Consider the following 22483-nt stretch of genomic DNA (forward strand, 5'->3'; position numbering starts at 1 on the left):
TTAATTCCAGCGCGATCCACTCCCCTTTCACCCCGGGCAGAAGCTCGACAGGAATGTCATTGGGCTGAACTTCACTGAACTTTGACGCTGCGGCACCAGATTTCACGGCCCTCCTTCCGAAGTAAGCAGGCCTCGCGATCGGTTTGCCTCCCCCTTTCGCATTTGCAGCATTTCGGCTAATCGACCGGCCGACGTATCTTTCCCCTACGGAGTCTCTCGATATGACCGCCACCGATCCCGTCGTTTTCCTCTCCTATGCGCGCACCCCGATGGGCAGCATGCAGGGCAGCCTGTCGGACGCGAGCGCGACCGATCTCGGCGCGACTGCGGTCAAGGCTGCGGTCGAGCGCGCGGGCGTGTCGGGCGACGATATCGAGCGCATCTATATGGGCTGCGTCCTTCCCGCCGGCCTCGGCCAGGCGCCGGCGCGTCAGGCCGCGATCAAGGCAGGCCTGCCCAAGTCGGTACAGGCAACGACCGTCAACAAGGTGTGCGGTTCGGGCATGCAGACCGTGATCATGGGCGCCGAGGCGCTTGCCGCAGGCAGCGTCGACCTGATCGTCGCGGGCGGCATGGAATCGATGACTAACGCGCCCTACCTGCTCAAGAAGCATCGGGGCGGCGCGCGCATCGGCCATGACACCGCCTATGACCATATGTTCCTCGACGGGCTGGAGGATGCCTATGAGGCGGGCCGCGCGATGGGCACTTTTGCGCAGGATACCGCCGACGCCTATCAGCTCAGCCGCCAGTCGATGGACGATTATACGCTGACGTCGCTGAGCCGCGCCAAGGCGGCGATCACCGACGGCGCCTTTGCCGCCGAAATCGCGCCCGTCACGATCGCCGGCCGCAAAGGCGACGTCATTGTCGACACCGATGAAGCCCCCGGCAAGGGCATGCCCGACAAGATCCCGACGCTGAAGCCCGCCTTTGCCAAGGACGGCACGATCACCGCCGCGACCAGCTCGTCGATTTCGGACGGCGCCGCCGCGGTCGTGCTGACGCGCCAGTCGGTCGCCGACGCGAAGGGCGCCAAGCCCGTCGCCCGCCTCGTCGCGCATGCGGCGCACGCACAGGAACCCAAGGATTTCACCGTCGCCCCCGTCGGTGCGATCAACAAATTGCTCGCCAAGACCGGCTGGTCGATCGGCGATGTCGACCTGTTCGAAGTCAATGAAGCCTTTGCCTGCGTCGCGATGTTCGCGATGCACGATCTCGGCATCCCGCATGAGAAGATCAACGTCCATGGCGGCGCAACCGCGCTCGGCCACCCGATCGGCGCCAGCGGCACGCGCATCATCACGACACTGATCGCGGCGCTGCAACGCCACGGCAAGACGCGCGGCATCGCCAGCCTCTGCATCGGCGGCGGTGAAGCGACGGCGGTTGCTGTCGAATTGATCTAAATCGCTATTCCAAAAGGTTGCACGGCGCCGTCGCAAGACGGCGCCGTTTCGTCGTTTTGGCCGCGACAATTTGCGACACTAATGTCCTGAAAATAAACGGCGCATTCCGGCTCCGTTCAATTCGAATCGCCTAATCCTTGTTTCAGTCATCGGGCAATCCCCCTCCCCCTGACGGAATGAAAGGATCAACCAATGAAGACCAGATTTCTCACCGTCGGCCTGATCGCAGCTTTGATGGTCCCCGGCGTCGCCGCGGCCCAGACGCGCGGCGAGGTGCGCGACAGCCGCCAGGACGTGCGCGAAGAACAGCGTGAGCTCCGCCAGGCAAAGCGTTACGGCGATCGCGGCGACGTTCGCGAAGAGCGCCGCGACGTGCGCGACGCACGCCAGGAACTGCGCGAAGACAAGCGCGACTGGCGCCAGGATCGCCGCTATTCGAACTATCGCGCGCCGTTCAAATATCAGTCGTTCCGCGTGGGTTCGACCCTGCGTTCGAACTATTATGCGCCGGCCTATCGCCCGGCCTGGGACAGCCGTTGGGGCGTGCCGCGCGCCGGTCGCAACCTGACCTATGTGCGTCATTACAACGACCTGCTGCTCGTCAACGCGCGCAACGGACGGGTAGTGAAGGTGTACCGCAACCACTTCAACTGGCGCCGCTGAACGAAAATAGTCTTTTGTTTCAACGAGGGTCGATGGGAAACCATCGGCCCTTTTGGCCGCCCGGCGATTGTCATTGCCGCTCCCCCGCGAAGGGCATAGCCTGTGGCCATTCTACTGGGGAGAAATCGACATGAAAAAGCTGGTCCTGCTTGCCGCGCTCACCGCTCTGTCAGCCTGTTCGCAAAAAGCTGCAGAATCGAGAGACGCCGCCGCGACGCCAACAGAAACCGCCGCGCCCGCGCCGACAGCCAATCCGGGCACCGCGCCGGGCAGCTATGACGTCAAACTGGCCGATGGCACGGTGGCTTCGACGGTCATCAACGCCGATGGTACATATGTCGACACCGACGCGACGGGAAAGACCGTCAAAAAGGGCAAGTTCGCGCACAAGGACGGCGAGGATTGCTTCGATCCCGACGGCGACGAAGCCGAGGAATGCTGGACCTTGTCGCCCGCAGCCGCCGATGGCAGCTTCACCGCGACAAATCCGGAGGGCACAACCGTAACCGTCACGCCCAAGAAGAGCTGACCGGGCAGCAGGACCAGCGACCGCCCGATATTCGGAGCGAGCTCAGTCGCCCCATATATGGTCGGTCTGGATCCAGCCCTTGCGGCCTTTGACATCGAACCGGCACCAGCCGTCCTCGCATTCGGTGATGCGGCCGACGACGCCCGGCTCGGCGCGATAGGCGACCGCCGCCGAGATGCTGGCGTCTTCGCGCATCGGCCGGATGTCGCCGGTGACGATCGCGGTGCGTGTCCGGCTCAGGAGCCGTGCCGCCATCCAGCCCCGCGTCCCGTCGGGATCTTCGATCTTGCGCCAGGTTTCAAAGCGCGCAACGACCTTTACCGGCAGGTCCTTGCGCCGATATTCCCAGATTACCGGCACGTCGGGCGACGGCCCCTTGCGCATCCGCGCCTCGTCGACGCTGATCGACGCCCAATAGGGCAGCTGGACAGGGTCGGATTGCGCCGATGCCGGTCCCACGACGGCAAGGCTGAGCAATATCATTGCAAATTTTCGGCTGGTCATCGCCAACCCTTGTCAAAATCGGCGGGACTTATCAACCGGTCGCGCGACGCAAACGGCCCGCCGTCCACAGTTATCCGCGCGGCTCCCCCTTGACCCTCAAGCATCGGCGCGCTCTATCGGCGGCCATGCCCGATTCTTCCCGCCCGAAACGCCCGCGCGTCATCGTTACCCGCCAGTTGATGCCGCATGTCGAGGGGCGCATGGCCGAATTGTTCGATGTGTCGCTGTCGGCGCGCGACGAGGCTTTCACCCGCGACGAGTTGAAGGCGGCGGTTGCCGATTGCGACGTGTTCGTCCCGACCGTGACCGACGAGATAGACGCGGATATCATCAACGCCGCGGGCGACCGGCTGAAGCTGATCGCCAATTTCGGCGCCGGGGTCGACCATATCGACCTGTCGGCGGCGCGTGCGAAGGGCATCATGGTGTCGAACACGCCGGGCGTCTTCACCGAGGACACCGCCGACATGACGATGGCGCTGATCCTGAGCGTGCCAAGACGCCTTGCCGAGGGCGAGAAGCTCATGCGCTCGGGCCAATGGGCGGGTTGGGCGCCCAGCGCGATGCTCGGCCACCGCGTCGGCGGCAAATTGCTCGGCATCATCGGCATGGGACGCATCGGCCTCGCGGTCGCGCGCCGCGCGCGCGCCTTCGGCCTCTCGATCCACTATCACAATCGGCGCCGCCTGCCCGAGGCCATCGAAGAGGAATTGGGCGCAAGCTATCACGCCAGCGTCGATACGCTGCTGCGGATCAGCGACGTGGTGACGATCCACTGCCCGCACACTGCCGAAACGCATGAGATGGTCAACGCGGCGCGGATCGGCGCGATGAAGCCGACCGCCTATCTGATCAACACCGCGCGCGGCGAGATCGTCGATGAAAAGGCGCTGGTTGCGGCGCTCCAGACTGGCCGCATCGCCGGCGCCGGGCTCGACGTCTACACGCACGAGCCCGCGGTCGACCCGGCGCTGCTCGCGCTCGACAATGTCGTGCTGCTCCCGCACCTCGGCTCGGCGACGATCGAGGGGCGCGAAGCGTCGGGCGAAAAGGTCATCGCCAACATCCGCGCCTGGTGCGACGGCCACCGTCCGCCCGATCAGGTGCTCGAGGGATGGGCCTGAGCGCCACCCCCAAAGCGATCAATCCCCCGTCAAAATCCGGTCGACAAGCTGCTTCACGGTCGGGGTGAAGTTGTTCGAATAAAAGGGATCGGTCTTGAAATTGAATGCGGCATGGCCCGCAAACATCAGATTTTGTTCGGGATCGCCGCCGTGCGCGATGTCCTGCAGCGTCTTCTGGATGCAGAAGCTGCGCGGGTCGGCGAGATAGCCGGTCGTGTAGTCGTCATGGTCCTTCCACGACGAAAAACCGCAATGCGACAGGCAGCCCATGCAATCTGTCTGGTCCTTGCGGATCACCGCCTTGTCGGCTTCGGTGACGAAGACGACGGTGTTGTCGGGGGTCTTCAGCGCCTCGGTATAGCCTTCGGCCGCCCAGTCGCGGGCGCGGGCGCGGTCGTGGGGCGTGACCCAGAAATTCTTGCCCTTCACCCCGACGTCGAGCTGGACGATATGATCGCCGGCTTCCTGCTTCGAGTAAGGAATCTGGCGCTCCGAGCGCGCCTCGAGGTCGCGCAGAAACGGTGTACGCACCGCGCTGGAGTAGAAACCCGTTGGCGAGAAGCGGTGGAGCAGCACGTCGCCGTCGTCGAGCGTACGGAGACGATCTTTCCACTGCTGCGGGATCGGACTTTCCTCGGTCAGCAGCGGACGCGTCCCGTATTGGAACGCGATCTGGCCGAGTTCGGGATTGTCGATCCAATTCTCCCAGTCGCGCAGATACCAGACGCCGCCCGCCATCACGATCGGCACGCTGTCGGCGATCCCCTCGGCGCGCATCGTTTCGCGCACGGCGGCGACGCGCGGATAGGGATCCTGCGGCACCAGCGGGTCTTCGGCGTTCGACAGGCCGTTGTGACCGCCCGCGAGCCAGGGATCTTCATAAACCACCGCGCCCAAAAGATGCGGCACCTTGTGATAGGCGCGCTTCCACAGCGCGCGAAAGGCGCGCGCCGAACTGATGATCGGCAGGTACATCACATTGTGCCGCTCTGCGATTTCGCTGAGCTTGTACGGCATGCCCGCACCGCAGGTAACGCCCGCGACCATGCCCTTGGTGCGCGCGAGCACGCCTTCGAGAATTTGCTGCGCGCCGCCCATTTCCCACAGCACATTGATGTTGATCGCGCCCTTGCCGCCCGACACTTCATACGCACGCTCGACCTGCGCGACTGCGCCATCGATGCCATATTGGATCAGCTCTTCATGGCGTTCCTTGCGGGTGAGCGCGTGATAGACTTGCGGGACGATCTTGCCTTCGGCGTCATAGCTGTCGGCGTTGACTGCCGACACGGTGCCGATACCGCCGGCAGCGGCCCAAGCGCCGCTCGACATATGGTTGGTCGCCGACACGCCCTTGCCGCCCTCCACCAGCGGCCAGACTTCGCGTCCGCCGTAAAGGATGGGCTTCAAACCTTTGAACATTCTAAATCTCTTTCTCTCCACCGATCGCGTCCCGCGTACCGGCCCCCGGTGCCGGTTCCGTAAACGGAACACGGCCGTGAAAGTCAATGGTTGCGCCGCCTAATCCCCGGAGAAAAGGCGGCGTCCTGCAAGTGCCCGACCATAGAGATTTTCATAAGCGGCGACCATGGTAGATTCGTCGAAGCGTTCGGCCGCGATGCGGCGATTGGCCTCGCCGATCGAACGCCGCAACGCGGGGTCAGAAGCCAATGCGGCCAATGCGGCGCGAAAACCCTCTTCGTCGGCGGCGATGAACGGCCGGTTCTCCTCCGATACCATCGCAGCGATGTCGCCGACATCGGGGCTAGCGACCGGCAACCCCGCCGCCATCGCCTCGATCACCGCAATCGGCGCCTGTTCGCTTTGCGAGGACAGCGCGAGGATGTCGAAGTGGCCGATCCACCGCGCCGGGTCGGCCATGAAACCGGGCAACACCAGCCGCTCCGCGATGCCGCACGCGGCCGCTTCGGCGGCGATGCCGTCCCGCTCGATCCCCTCGCCGACGATCGCCAGCCGGACGTTGCCGGACAGCGTCGCCGCCGCGCGAACGAGGCGCGGCAAATCCTTGACCTTGCGCAGTCCTGCCACGGTGCCGACGATGATTTCGCCGTCGCGCCGATCAAGCCCGGGAATCGCGACCGAGGGCCCGGCGGCATAGGCGGCGACATCGATCCCGTTGCGGATCAACCGCGTGCGCCGCTCTGCGCCCCACTCGTCCGCCGCGATCCGCTGGAGCAATTCGGAGGGTACCGCCAGCGCGTCGGCGGTCGGCAGCGCAAGGCGACGAAAGCCGTTTCGCTTCCAGTTGCGCTTGACGCTTTCATCTTCGTTGAAGCCGTCCTCATGGTGGATCAGCGGCGGCAGATCGCGAAAAGGCGCAAAGATGCGGTGCGCCATCACGCCGTCCATCGATCCCCAATTATAGCTGAGCACCAGATCGAACTGCTGCATGTAACGCGCGAGGTCGCGGTAGCGGGCGGGCCCCGGCTTGCCGTGCAACGGCGGGGCATCGGCAGGAAATGCGACGTCGATGCCCGGATCGATTGCGTCTCGCGCGCCCATCGCCTCGGGCACCGCCGACAGGATGGTGTGCCGCGCGCGCGGACCCATCAGGTTCATCAGCCGGACCGCGCGCGCCTCCTTCCCGCCCAGCGAGAAGCTCGAATGAAGGTGCAGCAGCCGCGCAGGTGCGTTGACGCCGTTCACGCGGCAGGCAGCTCCGCAACCCACGCGTCGATGGCCGCCAAAGCTTGGGGCTCGTCCATTGTCGGCGCATGCCCGACCCCGGGCACCTCGACCAGCCGCGCGCGCGGCAATTCGGCGGCCATCTTTTCGCCCGCCGAGCGCGCAAGAATGTCCGAAAGTTCGCCGCGCAGGATCAGCAGCGGGATATCGCCCAGCGCGCGGTACACCGGCCACAAATCGGCCGCGGCATCACCGCCGCCCGGCACGCGCAGCGGCGCCGCGATCTGCTTGTCGTAATCGGTGACGATGCGCCCCTCGGCGGTCAGCCGGTGCGTGCGCTTGGTCAACCGCAGCCAGTCATGGATTTCATATCCCGGATAGATCGCGCCGTTGAGTTCGGCGAAGGCGCGCGCCGCGTGCATCCACGTCGGCTGGCTGCCGCCCGCGCCGATATAATCGCGGATCCGCTCGAGCCCCGCCGCCTGGAGTTCGGGCCCGACGTCGTTGAGCACTGCGCCGACGAGCCGCCCGGGCAGCGCCGCCGCCATCAGCATCGCGACCAGCCCGCCGAGCGAGGTGCCAATCGCGGCAAAGCGGTCGATCCCGAGCTCATCGAGCATCGCGACGACATCCTGCACATAGGTGAGCGGGACATAGGTCATCGGATCTTTGGCATAGGCGCTTTCGCCCCGGCCGCGGAATTCGATCACGATAACCTTACGATAGCCGGCGACATGCGGCGCCAGCGCCTCGAAATCACGCGCATTGCGCGCGAGGCCCGGCATGCACAGGATTGGCGGGGCGCTTTCGGTCCCGTCCGGCCCGGCATAGACGCGCGCGTGCAGCCGGACGCCGTCGGACGACCACCAATATTGGTCCGACCAGTCGCGGCGCGCATCCTGCTTTGCATCCTGCTGGGCCAATATGGCGTCCCCTTGATTGGCTTTAAGGTAATCCCGGCGTGCGGGACTCGTCCCGCGTCTATCGCCAACCGCGCAGCGCCGCGCAAGCAATCCGTCACATGCCGCTGCCACAGGTTGCCGCCGCCCGCTTTCACCGATAAGACCGCTGCGACCATGAGCGAGACATTGATTTCATTCGAACCCGCAACCGGCGAAGAGCTCTGGCGCGGCCCGATCAGCAACGTCGATGCCGAGGTCGAAATTGCCCGCCGCGCCTGGCCCGAATGGGCCGCAAAGCCCGTCACCTTCCGCACCGAGACGCTGCGCCGCTTCGTCGACCGGGTGAAGGCCGAGGGCGAAGCGTTCGCCGACCTGATCGCGCGCGAAACGGGGAAGCCGCTCTGGGAAGCGCGCACCGAGGTCGAATCAGTCTGTAACAAGGTCGATATTTCGGTCAAAGCCTACGGCGAACGCACGCCCAATCGCCGCATCGAGGGCGCGATGGGGCTGCGCAACGCGGTGCGCCATAAACCGCACGGCGCACTCGCGGTGCTCGGCCCCTATAATTTCCCCGCGCACCTGCCCAACGGCCACATCGTCCCCGCGCTGATCGCCGGCAATTCAATCCTCTTCAAACCCTCCGAAAAGACCCCCGCGGTCGGCGCCAAGCTCGTCGAATTGCTGCACAGCGCCGGGGTGCCGCAGGAAGTGCTCCGCCTCATCGTCGGCGGTCCCGAAACGGGCAAGGCGCTTGCGGGACACCCGGGCATCGACGGCCTGCTCTTCACCGGCTCGGCGCGCACGGGCCTAGCACTCAACCGCCAGTTTGCGGGCCAGCCTGGCAAAATGCTCGCGCTCGAAATGGGCGGCAACAACCCGATCGTCGTGTGGGACACCGCCGATATCCGCACCGCGACGATCCTCGTCGTCCAGTCGGCCTTCCTCAGCGCCGGCCAGCGTTGCAGCAACGCGCGGCGGCTGATCGTCCGCGACAGCCTCGCCGACGCACTGATCGAGGAGGTTTGCAGCCTCACCAACCGGCTGATCGTCGATCACCCGCACGCCGAGCCCGCGCCCTATATGGGCCCGGTGATCGACAATGAGGCTGCCGACGCGCTGACCGAAAGCTTCCTGATCCTGATGTCGAACGGCGGCAAGGTGATCCGCCACATGACCCGTCCCCTCGCAGGCCGTCCCTTCCTCACCCCCGGCATCATCGACGTCACCGCGATGCCCGAACGGCCCGACGTCGAGCTGTTCGGTCCGCTGCTCCAGGTGATCCGCGTCGACAGCTTCGAGGCGGCAATCGCCGAGGCGAACAACACGGCATTCGGCCTGTCCGCCTCGCTTATCGGCGGCACGCCGCAGCTTTATGACCAGTTCTGGGCGAACGCCCGCGCCGGTGTCATCAACTGGAACCGGCCGACCAACGGCGCCTCGTCCGCCGCACCCTTCGGCGGCATCGGCCTGTCGGGCAATCATCGCCCGAGCGCCTTCTACGCCGCGGACTATTGCGCCTATCCCGTGGCGTCGACCGAAAGCGATACGATGCGGGCCTCGATCGGCGTCGGATTGCGCGATCCCGAAGGCTCGCAGCTGGTGCTCAAGACCTACAATTAGGTTTCTTTCGTCATGCCGGACTTGATCCGGCATCCATTCCAGCGACGGAAGCATGCACCCCGGATCAAGTCCGGGGTGACGAAGAGGGGGCGCTCAATTTTACCTTCACCGGTGTCAAAAAAGCCTGCTTTGCCATGCGGGCGGCCCCGGCCCATTTACGGTGCATGGAAAAGACCCTGCCCTCTCCCGGCAAGCTGTGGCTGGTCGGCGCCGGCCCCGGCGACCCCGACCTCTTGACGCTGCGCGCGGCGCGGCTGCTTGAAGGCGCCGATCTAGTCGTCCACGACGGGCTGGTCGGCGAAGGCGTGCTTGCGCTGATCCCGGCCCATGTCGAGCGGATCAGCGTCGCCAAGCAGCGCAGTCGCCACACGATGAAGCAGGACCTGATCAACGAACTGCTCGTCCGCGAGACGCTGGCGGGCAAGCAAGTCGTGCGCCTGAAAGGCGGCGATCCGTTCATTTTCGGTCGCGGCGGCGAGGAGCTCGACGCAGCGCGCGAGTCCGGCGTCGCGGTGGAGGTCGTCCCTGGCATCACCGCGGCGGCGGGTTGCGCCGCGCAGGCGGGCCTCCCCCTCACCCACCGCGAAGACGCCAGCGCGGTCAGCTTCGTCGCCGGTCAGTGCAAGGATCTGACCGATCAGGACTGGTCGGGCCTTGCGGGCCACGGCCGCACCCTCGTCATCTACATGGGCCTCGCGACCGCCACGGCGATCGCGGACAAGCTGATCGCCGATGGCGTATCGCCCGATTTGCCCGTTGCGGTGATCGAGCGCGGCACGACCGCCGACGCCCGCGTCCTTCGCACCCTGCTCACCGATCTCGGCGATCTGGTCGCGCGCGAGAAGGTCCAAAGCCCGTCGCTCATCATCGTCGGCAAGGTCGCGGCGCGCGCAGACGCGCTCGACTGCCTCGGTGCGCCGGGCGTCGCCGCTCAAATAAGGGATTTCATATGAAGCTGCTCACGGGCAATGACCTGAAAACAGGATTTGTCACCTGGTGGACCGGCGCCGACTGGTCGCTCCATATCGAGGACGCCGCCGATGTCGGCGAACATGGCGAGGCGATCCTCGCCGCCGAGGAAGGCGCGCGCCGCGTCAACGCCCCCTATATCATCAACGGCGAGCAAACCGCCGACGGTCCGCGCCCCGCGCATATCAAGGACCGTATCCGCGCATTGGGGCCGACTGTGCGCCCCGACCTGACATTGAAACCCGCCGATCCCGCGGCCGGCGACTGGGTGATCTGACATGTACAAATATGACGAATATGACCATGCGATGGTCGATGCCCGCGTCGCCGAGTTCAGCGACCAGGTGCGCCGCCGCCTCGCCGGTGAAATCACCGAGGACCAGTTCAAGCCGCTTCGGCTGATGAACGGCCTTTATCTCCAGCTTCACGCCTATATGCTGCGCGTCGCGGTGCCTTACGGGACTCTCGACAGCCGCCAGATGCGCATGCTCGCCCACATCGCGCGCAAATACGACCGCGATTACGGCCATTTCACCACGCGCCAGAATATCCAGTATAATTGGATCAAGCTGGAGGACGCGCCAGCGATCCTCCAGGATCTGGCCTCGGTCGAGATGCACGCGATCCAGACGAGCGGCAATTGCATCCGCAACATCAGCTCCGACCAATGGGCCGGCGCCGCCGCCGACGAAATCACCGACCCGCGCCCGTGGGCCGAATTGCTCCGTCAATGGTCAAGCTTCCACCCCGAATTCAGCTATTTGCCGCGCAAATTTAAAATCGCGGTGATCGCCGCCGACGAGGATCGCGCCGCGATGCGCCTCCACGACATCGGCATCCAGATCGTCGAGAAGGACGGCGTTCACGGCGCCGCTTTCTATGTGGGTGGCGGCATGGGCCGCACCCCGATGATCGCGCCGCTGATCAAAGAATTTGTGCCGCTCGACGACATGCTGAGCTATGCCGAGGCGTGCCTGCGCGTTTACAACCGCTATGGCCGCCGCGACAATATCTACAAGGCGCGGATCAAGATCCTGATCCACGAGCTGGGCGCCGACGAATATCGCCGTCAGGTCGAGGAGGAATTCGCGCATGTGAAGTCGCTCGGCATCGACCCGCCCAAGGCCGAGTTCGACCGCATTGCCAAGCAATTCGCGCCGCCGCCGCTCGATACCGCGGCGCCCGACGCCATCGACCGCAGCGATCCTGACTTTGCGGTCTGGGTCGACCAGAATGTCGCGAAGCACAAGGTTACGGGTCATGCGATCGTCAACATCAGCCTGAAGCCCGTCGCCGGCATCCCCGGCGATGCCTCGTCCGCGCAAATCGACCTGATGGCCGACCTCGCCGAGACATACAGCCATGACGAGCTCCGCGTCACGCACGCGCAAAACATCGTGCTGCCGCACGTTCGCAAGGCCGATCTCTACGCAATCTGGCAAAAGCTCGACGAAGCGGGGCTCGCGACGCCGAACCTCGACCTGATCAGCGACATCATCGCCTGCCCCGGCCTCGATTATTGCAGCCTCGCCAACGCGCGCTCGATCCCGGTCGCGCAGAAGATCGCGTCGCGCTTTTCGGACCTCGGCCGCCAGAAGGAACTGGGCGAGCTCAAGCTCAAGATTTCGGGCTGCATCAACGCCTGTGGACATCACCACGCCGGCCATATCGGTATCCTCGGCGTCGATCGCAAAGGCACCGAGAATTACCAGCTTTTGCTCGGCGGATCGGGCGCGGAGGACGTGTCGCTCGGCACGATCACCGGCCCCGGCTTCGACGAGGACGGCATCGTCGACGCGATCGAGCGCGTTACCGACAAATATCTTGCGACACGGACCGATGGGGAGCGCTTCGTCGACACCTATCGCCGCGTCGGCATGGCCCCGTTCAAGGAGGCGATCTATGGTTGAGCATCTGCAAGCCGATGGCGAAGAACCCTGCGTCACGCTCGATGCGTTCCTAGAACAGTCGAACGCGACCGCGGTGCGGCTCGAATCCGATGAGGATGCGCGCGCGCTGATCCCCTTTCTCGACCGGCTGAAGCTGATCGAGGTCGCTTTCCCGAAATTCCGCGACGGCCGCGGCTATTCGTCAGGGCGCATCCTGCGCGAGGCCGGCTTCACGGGCGAACTGCGCGCGCAAGGCGACGTGCTGGTCGACCAGATCGCTTATATGAAACGTTGCGGTTTCGACAGTTTCGCACCCGAAAAGGCGCTCAATCCGGCCGATGTCGAGGCGGCGCTATCGCGCTGGCCCGAACATTATCAGGGCGCCGCCGACGGTGCGGTGCCGATCTGGAAATTAAGGCATGGCTGACGTGAAGGTCTCTCCCCCCCAAAACTCCGACCGCACCCGCGACCGGATCGACGTGGCGCCGCGCTTTACGCAGGCCGACGTCATTCGCCTCAACAACCTGTTCCGCGGCCAGGACGCCGCCGAAGTCGTCGCGAGCGTGATCGGCGCGGGGCTGCTCGGCGAAACCGCGATCGTCTCCAGCTTCGGCGCCGAAAGCGCGGTTTTGCTGCATCTGGTGAGCCGCGTCGCACCCGACATGCCCGTACTGTTCCTCGATACCGGAAAGCATTTCCCCGAGACACTCGCCTATCGCGACCAACTGGCCGCGAAGCTGGGGCTGAACATCGTCAACCTGACGCCCGATTCCGAGGAACTCGCGAAGAAGGACGCGACCGAACTGCGCTGGTCGTACGATCCCGACGGCTGCTGTGAAATCCGCAAGGTGAAGCCGCTCGAAAAGGCGATGGCCGATTTCGATACATCTATCACCGGGCGCAAAGGTTTCCAGTCATCGACGCGCCAGGGCCTCGCGCGCTTCGAACTCGACGGCACCACCGGCCGCCTCAAATTCAACCCGCTCGCCAACTGGACGCGCGACCAGCTCGATGAATATTTCGAGGCGCACGACCTGCCGCGCCACCCGCTCGAGGCCGAAGGCTATCCCTCGATCGGCTGCTCACCATGCACGTCGAAGGTAAAGCCCGGCGAAGACCCGCGCTCGGGCCGCTGGCGCGGCTGGGACAAGACCGAATGCGGCATCCACACCGAAGTCACGCCGCTCGGTGACGATCCGGCGAACGACCCGGCGTTCTGAACAGAGTTTGTGCCCCTGCGAAGGCAGGGGCCCATCTTCTGCCCGTCCAACAAAGCGCGGCTTTCGATTTGGAGACCTCGTGATGGGCCCCCGCCTTCGCAGGGGCACAACGCGCGATTAATCTACTCATAATCCTCGAACGCCTGGCTGTCATCGGCAAGGTCGCTGAACTTCGTCGTCTTCGCCTCGAAGTGCATGCGGATCTTGCCCGTCGAACCGTGGCGCGATTTCGCGACGATCACTTCGGCAAGGCCGAAGACGCGCTCCATCTCAGCCGCCCATTCCTCATGCTGCGCGTGGATCTTGACATCGTCGCCCTCGACCGGGCGCTTGGGCTCCTTCGCCGCAACATAATAATCCTCGCGGAACACGAAGAGCACCATGTCGGCGTCCTGCTCGATCGACCCCGATTCGCGAAGATCGGAAAGCTGCGGGCGCTTGTCTTCGCGGCTTTCCACCTGACGACTGAGCTGCGACAGCGCCATCACGGGGACATGAAGTTCCTTCGCCAGCGTCTTCAAACCACGCGAAATTTCTGAAATTTCCTGTACGCGATTGTCGCCGCTCTTTGATGAACCCTGCAGCAGCTGGAGATAGTCGACGATGATGAAGCCGATACCGTGTCGTCGCTGCAAACGCCGCGCGCGGGTACGCAGGCCGGCAATGGTCAGGCCCGGCGTGTCGTCGATGAATAGTGGCAAAGTCTGAAGCTGTTGTGCGGCGCGGCTCAACTGCTGGAACTGCTCCTTGCTGATCTTGCCCATGCGCAGCGCTTCGCCCGATACCCCCGATTGCTCGGCGAGCACGCGCGTCGCGAGCTGATCGGCCGACATTTCGAGGCTGAAGAAGGCAACCTTCGCGCCCATATTCTTCTCGGGCGGGATGCCATCGTCCTCGTCGCGGCGAAACCGCTCGGCGGCATTATAAGCGATATTGGTCGCGAGCGAGGTCTTGCCCATGCCCGGGCGTCCGGCAAGGATCATCAGGTCGCTATTGTGCATGCCGCCGATCTTGGCGTTCATGCTCGCGATGCCGGTCGTGATCCCCGACAGATGGCCGCCCGAATTGAGCGCGCGCTCGGCTGCCTGCAGCGCAACGAGACTCGCCTGGCTGAAATTCTTGACCGACCCCATCTCGGCCTCGCCGCCCGCGACGCGGTAGAGCGCGGTCTCGGCTTCCTCGATCTGCGCCTGCGGATCGACGCTTTCGCTGGTGTCGAGCGCATTTTCGACGAGCGTGCGGCCGACACCCGCCAGTTCGCGGAGCAGCGCGAGGTCGAAAATCTGGCGTGCAAAGTCGCGCGCGCCGATCAGGCCGGCGCCGCTGCCCGTCAGCTGCGCCAGATATCCCACGCCGCCGACCGCCTTAATCGCCTCGTCGGCCTCGAAATAGGGCTTCAGCGTCACCGGCGTCGCGATGCTGTTGCGCTCGATCAGCGCCATCGTCTGTTGAAAAATACGGCCGTGGAGCGGTTCGAAGAAATGTTCGGGGTTGAGCGCGACGGGCAGATCCTCGACGACTCGGTTGTCGATCAGAATCGCGCCGAGAAACGCAGCCTCGGCCTCGATATTGCGCGGCATTTGGCGCTCGTCCCCGGCCGGGGACGTCGGAAGTCGTACGACATCAAGCATGACGCCTTCATGCGACGGTAGCCTCTAACAAGCAATGGAATGATGACGGGCGATCATCATCGCTGTGGGTCGCCCTGTGCATAAGTCGTCCCTTGCCCTTCGCCCCGCGCCAAGTAGAAGCACAAGCAGCATGGCCGACGCAGATCCTTCCAAACAGCGCATCATTTCGGTCGAACTCGACGAGGGTTCGATCGTCTGGCGCAATCCCGACGTGGAACAAGAACGCCGCGTCGCGATCTTCGATCTGATCGAGGACAACAAATTTGTGCCGCAGCGTGGGCACGATGACGGCTATGCCGGGCCATACCGCTTGATGCTGCGTGTCGAAGAAGGCCGGCTGATCTTTGAAATATCGCGCGAAGACGGCTCACCGCTGGAGGCCATCATTCTCGGCCTCGGGCGTTTTCGCCGCCCGATCCGCGACTATTTCGCGATTTGCGACAGCTATTATCAGGCAATCAAGACATCGACCGCGCAGCAGATCGAGACCGTCGACATGGCGCGGCGCGGCCTGCACAACGAGGCGGCCGAGATGCTGATGGACCGCCTCGACGGCAAGATCGCGGTCGATTTCGCGACGGCGCGGCGATTGTTCACGCTAATCTGCGTGCTGCACATCAAGGGTTGAGCATGGCGACGGGGGCGATCAGGGGCAAAAGGCCGGGCAAGGCCGGCGGCAATTGGCGCGCGGCCATCGCGCGGACGCTGCGCAAGATCGGCGGGGCCATCGTGCTGCTGCTCCTCGCCGCCGGGCTCGCGCTGTGGTGGGCTGCGCGCTGGACCCCCGACCGCACGCTTTATCCGACCCAGGGGGTCACGATCGACGCGGGCAATGGCGACGTCCATTGGGGATCGATCAAGGCCGCGGGCGCCGATTTCGCTTACATCATGGGGACTGACGGCTCGGCGGGTGTCGATCGGCAATTCGCGCGCAACATGGCCGCGGCGCGCGAGGCGGGCGTGCAAGCCGGCGCGATCCATCGCTACAGCCTCTGCCAGCTTGCCACCGACCAGGCGGCAAATTTCATCCGCCATGTGCCCCGACGCGCCGACGCGCTGCCCGCGGTCGTTTGGCTCGATTATGACGACCGCTGCCCCGACCGCCCGACCCGCGCGCTGCTCCTGTCTGAACTCGCCACTTTTCTTGCGCAGATCGAAGCGCATATGGGCAAACAGAGCGTGATCGCCCCCGGTCCCGCGTTCGAGGCCGACTACAAGGTCACACAGGGTATCGCACGCACCACCTGGCTGCGCCGCGACTTTTTCGAACCCGATTATGGCGCACACCCCTGGGCAATGTGGCAGGCGAATGATTATGTCCGCCTGTCGGGTGCCGCGGGCACCGTCGGGTGGAACGCCCTGCGCCCGGAAGGAGAGATGCGATGACCGAGGACCGCGAAGCGCTGATCGAGGCCGCGCGCGACGCCGCGAGCCGCGCCTATGCGCCCTATTCGGGCTTTCATGTCGGCGCCGCGCTGCTGCTCAAAAATGGCGATATCATCACCGGCGCCAACGTTGAGAACGCAAGCTATGGCCTCACCCTCTGCGCCGAAACCGTGGCGGTGGCGAAGATCGTCAACGAGGGCTGGATCGGCGAGCTTGCCGAAGTCGCGATCGTCGGCGGACGCCCGCACGGCGACGAATTGCTGGGCGCCGACCCGGTCAACCCATGCGGACGCTGCCGCCAGATCCTCAACGAAGCCGCCGAGCGGTCGAAGGTCGATATCCTGGTCCACTGCGCCTCGGCCGACGGCAAAGAGGTGATGACCTACCGGCTCAGCCAATTACTGCCCGCCGCCTTCGGTCCCAAGGATCTGGGCCTCATCCCCGACTGACCGCTTGCGCAAGCCCGACAGGACCGACAAGAGACACCATGGCCATTCTTTCTGACCGCTGGATTCGCGAAGCCGCCCAGACCCAGGGCATGATCGAACCGTTTGTGGAGGCGCAGCGCCGCGACGGCTGCATCAGCTACGGCCTCTCCTCCTATGGCTATGACGCGCGCGTCGCGCCCGAATTCAAGATTTTCACCAATGTCGATTCGACGATCGTCGATCCCAAGGATTTCGATCCGAAGAATTTCGTCGACCGCGAAACTGACGTCTGCATCATCCCGCCGAACAGCTTTGCCTTGGCGCGCACGGTCGAATATTTCCGCATCCCGCGCGATGTGCTCGTCATCTGCCTCGGCAAGTCGACCTATGCGCGCTGCGGCATCATTGTGAACGTCACCCCGCTCGAACCCGGCTGGGAAGGCCATGTGACGCTCGAATTTTCGAACACCACCCCCCTGCCCGCCAAGATTTACGCTAACGAAGGCGCGTGCCAGTTCCTCTTCCTGCAAGGCAACGAGCCTTGCGAGATCAGCTACGCCGACCGCGCGGGCAAATATATGGGGCAGCAGGGCGTCACGCTGCCCAAGCTTTGATATCGCGACTTACGCAAACGCGCTTGCCCCCACAGCGAAAATTGATAACGTTCCCATAAATCAAAAATGGGATGAGGTCATGAAATTCCGGGTCGCCGCATTCGCGCTCGCAGCGCTGCTTTCCTCCACCACCGCCCGCGCAGAGGGCTTGCTGAAAGTCGAAGGCACACAGATCATCGACGACAGCGGCAAGCCCGTCATCCTGCGCGGCATGGGGCTCGGCGGCTGGATGCTGCAGGAAGGCTATATGCTGAAACTCGGCGAGGTCGGGCAGCAGCATAAAATCCGCGCCAAGCTTGTCGAACTGGTGGGCGAGGAGCGCACCGCGACCTTCTACCGCGCCTGGCTCGACAACCACACGACCGAAGCCGACATCGACGCGATGGCGAAATGGGGCTTCAACTCGGTGCGCCTGCCGATCCATTTCGACCAGCTCACCCTCCCCGCCGACAAGGAACCCAAGCCCGGTGAGGACACTTGGCACGAAGAAGGGTTTCAGCGCATCGACCGCCTGCTCGAATGGAGCAAGGCGAACGGGATCTACCTGATCCTCGACCTTCACGCGGCGCCCGGCGGCCAGGGCAACGACCTCGCCATTTCCGACCGCGATCCCGCCAAGCCGTCGCTGTGGCAGAGCGAGGAAAACCTGCGCAAAACCGTCGCCCTGTGGACCAAGCTCGCCGCGCGCTACAAGGACGAGCCATGGATCGGCGCCTATGACCTGATCAACGAACCGAACTGGAGCTTCGCGACCCCCGGCAAGGGCAATGGCTGCGACGAGACGGAGAACAAGGCGGTCTGGAGCCTGCAACAGCGGATCACCGCCGCGATCCGCAAGGTCGACAAACAGCATATCGTCATCATCGAGGGCAATTGCTGGGGTAACAATTACAGAGGGCTGCCGCCGGTGTGGGACGCGAATATGGTGCTGAGCTTCCACAAATATTGGAACCGCAACGACGACGCGAGCATCGCCGAGATCAAGGCGCTGCGCACGCGCACGAACCGTCCGATCTGGCTCGGCGAATCGGGCGAGAACAGCAATGGCTGGTATCGCGACGCGATCGCGCTGGTCGAAGGCGAAGGCATCGGCTGGAATTTCTGGCCATGGAAGAAGATCGGGTTCAACCAGCCGCTCGAGATCGTCGCCGGCGATGGCTGGATGCAGATCGTGGCGTGGATGACCGGCAAGGGCCCGAAACCCGGCGCAGACGAGGCGTTCGCCGCGATGATGCAACTCGCCGAAAACGCGCGCTTCGACAAGAACATCCCGAAACCCGATGTCATCGACGCGATGATGCGTCAGCCGCACGACGTCACGACCCGACCCTTTGTGCCCCGCCTGCTCGACAAGGCGCCACTGACGATCCGCGCAGCCGACTACGACCTCGGCCCTCCCGAGGAGGCCTATCACGACACCGTCGATGCCAATTATCACGTCGCGACGGGCGGCGAGCGGACGCCGTGGAACATCGGCATGACGTATCGCAACGACGGCGTCGATATCGCGCGCGACGCCGACGGCAGCCTCTATGTCAGCGATTTCGTCACCGGCGAATGGATGCGCTATAGCGCCGAGGTGGCGAAGGCGGGGCGCTGGACCATCACCGCGCGCGTGCGATCGGCAAAGGGCGGACGCATCGGCATCGACGAGCGCGGCGTCGCGGTCCCCGCGAGCACCGGCTGGCAAATCATCAAGCTCGCCGATGTCGACTTGCCCGCCGGCCCCGGCACCGCCACGCTGCGCGCGATCGACTGCACCGACTGCGAGGTCGCCGAACTGGTCTTCACCCCGCGCTAGCGCGGAACCCATCGCCTCCCCGCGCGTCCTGTCAGCACAAGCGGCGGGGGCATCGTTTGGAGGACGAAATCCATGTCCATGATCGCTGTCTTTATCGGCCGCCTGTTCATCGCCGTCATTTTTATCGTGTCGGGCATCAACAAGTTGATCCATGTTTCCGATACCAGCGCGATGATTGCGACGTCGGGCCTGCCCGGTGGTCTTGCCATCCCGGTGGGCCTGTTCGAGTTGATCGCCGGGGTTTGTATCGCGCTTGGCATCGCGGTGCGGCTGTGGTCGATCCTGCTCGCGGGCTTTGTTCTCGCCACTATCCTCTTCTTCCACCGCGAGTTCACCGACCCGATGCAGGCAATGGCGGCGATGAAGAATCTGGCGATCGCCGGCGGGCTGCTTTGTCTGTTCGGTTACGGTCACACGCGCTGGAGTTACGACGCGCTGCGCCAGCGTCGCCGCGATGAGCTGGCCACGCATCGCGCGCAGCAGCACGCAACCGACGCCGAATTGCGCGCCGCCCGCGCCGAGGGCCGCGCCGAAGCCGTCGGCGCGCCTGTGGTCGTCGAAAAACGCCCCTTCTGGCGCCGCTGACGCTTCGCGCTTGGCAAGCTTCGCCACCTGCGCTAGCCTCCACTTAACGTTTACGTAAAGGGAGGATAGCCATGGCTGCGGCCCGCGAGTTCGACATCATCGTCTATGGCGCGACAGGCTTTACCGGGCGGCTCGTCGCCGAATATCTCGCCGAACATTATGCCGGTCGCAAGGATGCGCCCAAATGGGCGATGGCGGGGCGCAGCGCCGCCAAGCTTGCCGAAGTCCGCGACCTGATCGGTGCGCCCACGGACACGCCGCTGATCGTCGCCGACGCGAGCGATCCGGCGAGCCTCGACGGGATGGCGGCGCGCGCGCAGGTCATCCTGACCACCGTCGGGCCGTACCAGCTCTACGGCAGCCCGCTCGTCGCCGCCTGCGTGAAAGCGGGCACCGCCTATGCCGACCTGTGCGGCGAGCCCGGCTGGATGCGCGAGATGATCGACGAACATCAGGATGCGGCGAAGGCGTCGGGCGCCCGCATCACCTTCAGCTGCGGCTTCGACTCGATCCCCTTCGACCTCGGCGTCCTTTTCCTGCAGGCCGAGGCGGTCAGACGCCACGGCAAGCCCGCGCCGCGCGTAAAGGGCCGCGTACGCAAAATGGCGGGCAGCGCGTCGGGCGGCACGATTGCCAGCCTCACAGAAACGATGAAGGCGATCGCGCGCAAACCCTCGCTCGCGCTGCTGCTCAAATCTTCTTTCGCGCTCACCCCAGGTTTCGAAGGACCGTCGCAGCCGACGGGGCTGATCCCCGAATATGACAGCGCGACCGGCACCTGGACCGCGCCCTTTGTGATGGCGGCGATCAACACCAAGAATGTCCATCGTACCAACTTCCTGCTCGGTCACGCATGGGGCGCTGATCTTGTTTATGACGAGATGATGATGACGACGATCGGCGACGCCGGGAAAGCGATGGCCGAGGCGATCGCGAAGGCGAACCCGTTCGGCGAAGCCAAGCTCCAGCCCGGCGAAGGACCGAGCAAGGAAGAACGCGAAAACGGTTTTTACGACATCCTCTTTGTCGGCGAATATCCCGACGGGACGAGCGTTCGGGCAAGCGTCCAGGGCGACCGCGATCCCGGCTATGGCTCGACGTCGAAGATGCTCGCCGAAACCGGCATCGCTTTGCTCGCGAACAAGGGCGAAGGCGGCGTGTGGACCCCGGGCGCGCTGCTCGGCGATGCGCTGATCGCTCGGCTGACCGAGCACGCCGGGCTGACGTTCCAGATCGAGGAATAAGTACAAGATGACGACCTCTCCCAGCGCGCTCGACGCGCTGCTTTCGACGCTGCGCACCGAAGAGGGCGTGGCCAAGGCGCATATCGACGAAGGATGGATGCAGGGCCGTACCGCTTACGGCGGGATCAGCTCGGCGGTCGCGCTCGCGGGCACGATGGCGCTGCATCCGAGTGAAACGCCGCTACGCTATGCGCAGATCAGTTTCGTCGGCCCGGTCGGCGGCGATTGCATCGTCGAAACGCGCGTGCTGCGCCAGTCGAAATCCTCGCTGTTCATCGACGCGGGTGTGTCGAGCGATCAGGGCTTTGGCACCGCCGCGGTCTTCGCCTTCTCGGGCGACCGCAAAAGCCATCTCGATCATGATCGCCTGTCCATGCCCGACGCACCAGCCCCTGAAACGCTGGCACCGGTTCCCGATCACCACGCGCGCCCGTCCTTCGTCCGCCACTTCGACATGCGTCCGACCTCCGGCCCGCGCTTTGGTTGGAAAAGCGACGTTGGCGAATATCTGACCTGGGTGCGCTTCGTCGAGGAGCCGGTGTGCCATCCCGCGGTTGCGCTGCTCGCGATGGGCGACGCGCTTCCCCCGGCCGCGATGGCGCTGTTCCGCGAGTTCGGCCCGATCAGCTCGATGAACTGGACCGTCAACATGCTGACCGGCACGCCGACGACCGACGACGGCTGGTGGCTGCTCTCGGCCAAAACCGCCTATGCGCGCCACGGCCTGTCGGTGCAGGACATGATGCTGTGGAACCGCGCGGGCGAGCCGGTGCTCAGCGGCAGTCAGGCGATCGCGATATACGCCTGATATCGACCTGAAACGCCATTCTCCGGTCTGAATATTTCGGACCGAAGCTGCCCTTCTGTCATCGTCACCCGTGACGTGATCCAGGGTCAAGTTCGGGATGCCGAAAGTCCAGCTGCGACCGCTAGCCGACGGGCAAATTTCGGGAAGCGGCCTAGCCATCATTTTGAACGCTTCGGCCAGCGTGACGCCGAACCAACGGAACGATCGGTGCGAACGGCCGTTGCCCAAATATCGAAACTAAAATGAGGGTGGTTCGCCCTCGCCGTCGGAGAGAGATAATGAAAAATCTTCTGAAAATTTTCGCAATTGGCAGCTCGATATTTCTGATGACTGCCTGCAATACGATCGACGGTGCTGGAAAAGACGTTGAATCTGCGGCCGACTGTGCTGATGGAGTGAAGGGCAACTGCTAGGCTGCGGCGCCGCGCTCTATGCTTCGTCATTCCCGCGAAAGCGGAAATGACGAAGTAGGGAACGGCAGATACTCATCCCCAAGCGGAACTTTCTATCA

The 22483-nt window shown here is 64.4% G+C and carries 24 protein-coding genes; 19 read left to right on the plus strand and 5 right to left on the minus strand.

Annotation, left to right across the window (positions count from 1 at the left end):
* Positions 1-221: 221 nt before the first annotated feature.
* From SKP52_RS10995 to SKP52_RS11005, 3 genes are all read left to right on the plus strand, one after another.
* Complete coding sequence (locus SKP52_RS10995) at positions 222-1409, plus strand: acetyl-CoA C-acyltransferase (protein WP_039574737.1); 1188 nt, start codon at positions 222-224, stop codon at positions 1407-1409.
* Positions 1410-1601: 192 nt separating this feature from the next.
* Positions 1602-2072 carry a DUF1090 family protein gene (locus SKP52_RS11000; RefSeq protein WP_039574738.1) on the plus strand — a complete coding sequence of 157 codons (471 nt, stop codon included), beginning with the start codon at positions 1602-1604 and terminating at the stop codon, positions 2070-2072.
* 130 nt (positions 2073-2202) lie between these two features.
* Positions 2203-2601, plus strand: coding sequence for a hypothetical protein (locus SKP52_RS11005; protein ID WP_039574739.1), 399 nt, complete (start codon positions 2203-2205; stop codon positions 2599-2601).
* A gap of 42 nt (positions 2602-2643) precedes the next feature.
* On the opposite strand, the gene SKP52_RS11010 is transcribed toward SKP52_RS11005, so the two are convergent.
* Positions 2644-3105, minus strand: a complete 462-nt coding sequence (locus tag SKP52_RS11010; protein ID WP_039574740.1) for an SH3 domain-containing protein — start codon at positions 3103-3105, stop codon at positions 2644-2646.
* 125 nt (positions 3106-3230) lie between these two features.
* Between SKP52_RS11010 and SKP52_RS11015 the strand changes: the two genes are divergently transcribed.
* Complete coding sequence (locus SKP52_RS11015; protein ID WP_039574741.1) at positions 3231-4229, plus strand: 2-hydroxyacid dehydrogenase; 999 nt, start codon at positions 3231-3233, stop codon at positions 4227-4229.
* 18 nt (positions 4230-4247) lie between these two features.
* Here the strand turns inward: SKP52_RS11015 and SKP52_RS11020 are convergent, their stop codons facing one another.
* The 3 genes from SKP52_RS11020 to SKP52_RS11030 form a co-directional block, all read right to left on the minus strand.
* Positions 4248-5651 carry an NAD(P)H-dependent flavin oxidoreductase gene (locus tag SKP52_RS11020; protein ID WP_039574742.1) on the minus strand — a complete coding sequence of 468 codons (1404 nt, stop codon included), beginning with the start codon at positions 5649-5651 and terminating at the stop codon, positions 4248-4250.
* Between the two features lie 99 nt (positions 5652-5750).
* On the minus strand, positions 5751-6896 hold the full coding sequence (locus tag SKP52_RS11025) for a glycosyltransferase (RefSeq protein WP_039574745.1): 1146 nt from the start codon (positions 6894-6896) through the stop codon (positions 5751-5753).
* Positions 6893-7798 (minus strand): alpha/beta fold hydrolase, encoded by a 906-nt coding sequence (locus SKP52_RS11030; protein ID WP_039574746.1) that lies wholly within the window; start codon positions 7796-7798, stop codon positions 6893-6895. Before SKP52_RS11030 ends, SKP52_RS11025 begins: the two co-directional genes overlap by 4 nt.
* A gap of 153 nt (positions 7799-7951) precedes the next feature.
* On the opposite strand from SKP52_RS11030, the gene astD reads away from it, so the two are divergent.
* The 6 genes from astD to SKP52_RS11060 all read left to right on the plus strand — a co-directional run bounded on the left by astD (position 7952) and on the right by SKP52_RS11060 (position 13475).
* The gene (gene astD, locus SKP52_RS11035; RefSeq protein ID WP_039580716.1) at positions 7952-9397 is read left to right on the plus strand and encodes a succinylglutamate-semialdehyde dehydrogenase; all 1446 of its coding nucleotides are present in this window, start codon (positions 7952-7954) and stop codon (positions 9395-9397) included.
* Between the two features lie 164 nt (positions 9398-9561).
* Positions 9562-10350 carry a uroporphyrinogen-III C-methyltransferase gene (cobA, locus tag SKP52_RS11040; RefSeq protein WP_039574747.1) on the plus strand — a complete coding sequence of 263 codons (789 nt, stop codon included), beginning with the start codon at positions 9562-9564 and terminating at the stop codon, positions 10348-10350.
* Positions 10347-10643, plus strand: a complete 297-nt coding sequence (locus SKP52_RS11045) for a DUF2849 domain-containing protein (protein ID WP_039574749.1) — start codon at positions 10347-10349, stop codon at positions 10641-10643. Before cobA ends, SKP52_RS11045 begins: the two co-directional genes overlap by 4 nt.
* A gap of 1 nt (position 10644) precedes the next feature.
* A complete protein-coding gene (locus SKP52_RS11050; protein ID WP_039574750.1) occupies positions 10645-12276 on the plus strand; it encodes a nitrite/sulfite reductase in 1632 nt (543 codons plus the stop codon).
* Positions 12269-12682 carry a DUF934 domain-containing protein gene (locus tag SKP52_RS11055; RefSeq protein ID WP_039574752.1) on the plus strand — a complete coding sequence of 138 codons (414 nt, stop codon included), beginning with the start codon at positions 12269-12271 and terminating at the stop codon, positions 12680-12682. The genes SKP52_RS11050 and SKP52_RS11055 overlap by 8 nt, the downstream gene beginning before the upstream one ends.
* Complete coding sequence (locus SKP52_RS11060) at positions 12675-13475, plus strand: phosphoadenylyl-sulfate reductase (RefSeq protein ID WP_039574754.1); 801 nt, start codon at positions 12675-12677, stop codon at positions 13473-13475. The genes SKP52_RS11055 and SKP52_RS11060 overlap by 8 nt, the downstream gene beginning before the upstream one ends.
* A 122-nt stretch (positions 13476-13597) precedes the next feature.
* Here the strand turns inward: SKP52_RS11060 and SKP52_RS11065 are convergent, their stop codons facing one another.
* A complete protein-coding gene (locus SKP52_RS11065; RefSeq protein WP_039574756.1) occupies positions 13598-15106 on the minus strand; it encodes a replicative DNA helicase in 1509 nt (502 codons plus the stop codon).
* 130 nt (positions 15107-15236) lie between these two features.
* Here SKP52_RS11065 and SKP52_RS11070 point away from each other — a divergent pair, with 130 nt between their 5' ends.
* The 9 genes from SKP52_RS11070 (at position 15237) to SKP52_RS27230 (ending at position 22385) form a co-directional block, all read left to right on the plus strand.
* Positions 15237-15734: a UPF0262 family protein gene (locus tag SKP52_RS11070; RefSeq protein ID WP_039574758.1), complete on the plus strand. Its 498-nt coding sequence runs from the start codon at positions 15237-15239 to the stop codon at positions 15732-15734.
* A 2-nt stretch (positions 15735-15736) separates the two neighbouring features.
* Entirely contained in the window at positions 15737-16492 is a 756-nt protein-coding gene (locus tag SKP52_RS11075) for a GH25 family lysozyme (RefSeq protein ID WP_039574760.1), read from the plus strand.
* The gene (locus tag SKP52_RS11080; protein WP_039574762.1) at positions 16489-16941 is read left to right on the plus strand and encodes a cytidine deaminase; all 453 of its coding nucleotides are present in this window, start codon (positions 16489-16491) and stop codon (positions 16939-16941) included. The genes SKP52_RS11075 and SKP52_RS11080 overlap by 4 nt, the downstream gene beginning before the upstream one ends.
* A 38-nt stretch (positions 16942-16979) precedes the next feature.
* Positions 16980-17534: a dCTP deaminase gene (dcd, locus tag SKP52_RS11085; RefSeq protein ID WP_039574764.1), complete on the plus strand. Its 555-nt coding sequence runs from the start codon at positions 16980-16982 to the stop codon at positions 17532-17534.
* Positions 17535-17613: 79 nt separating this feature from the next.
* Positions 17614-19335, plus strand: coding sequence for a cellulase family glycosylhydrolase (locus tag SKP52_RS11090; protein ID WP_039574766.1), 1722 nt, complete (start codon positions 17614-17616; stop codon positions 19333-19335).
* A gap of 72 nt (positions 19336-19407) precedes the next feature.
* Complete coding sequence (locus SKP52_RS11095; protein ID WP_081997300.1) at positions 19408-19920, plus strand: DoxX family protein; 513 nt, start codon at positions 19408-19410, stop codon at positions 19918-19920.
* Positions 19921-19991: 71 nt separating this feature from the next.
* Positions 19992-21164, plus strand: coding sequence for a saccharopine dehydrogenase family protein (locus tag SKP52_RS11100; RefSeq protein ID WP_039574768.1), 1173 nt, complete (start codon positions 19992-19994; stop codon positions 21162-21164).
* 7 nt (positions 21165-21171) lie between these two features.
* Positions 21172-21972: an acyl-CoA thioesterase gene (locus tag SKP52_RS11105; protein WP_052208126.1), complete on the plus strand. Its 801-nt coding sequence runs from the start codon at positions 21172-21174 to the stop codon at positions 21970-21972.
* Between the two features lie 278 nt (positions 21973-22250).
* A complete protein-coding gene (locus SKP52_RS27230) occupies positions 22251-22385 on the plus strand; it encodes a hypothetical protein (protein WP_267128050.1) in 135 nt (44 codons plus the stop codon).
* Positions 22386-22483 lie beyond the last annotated feature (98 nt).

Origin of the sequence: Sphingopyxis fribergensis (assembly GCF_000803645.1) — a bacterium.
Classification (GTDB): domain Bacteria; phylum Pseudomonadota; class Alphaproteobacteria; order Sphingomonadales; family Sphingomonadaceae; genus Sphingopyxis; species Sphingopyxis fribergensis.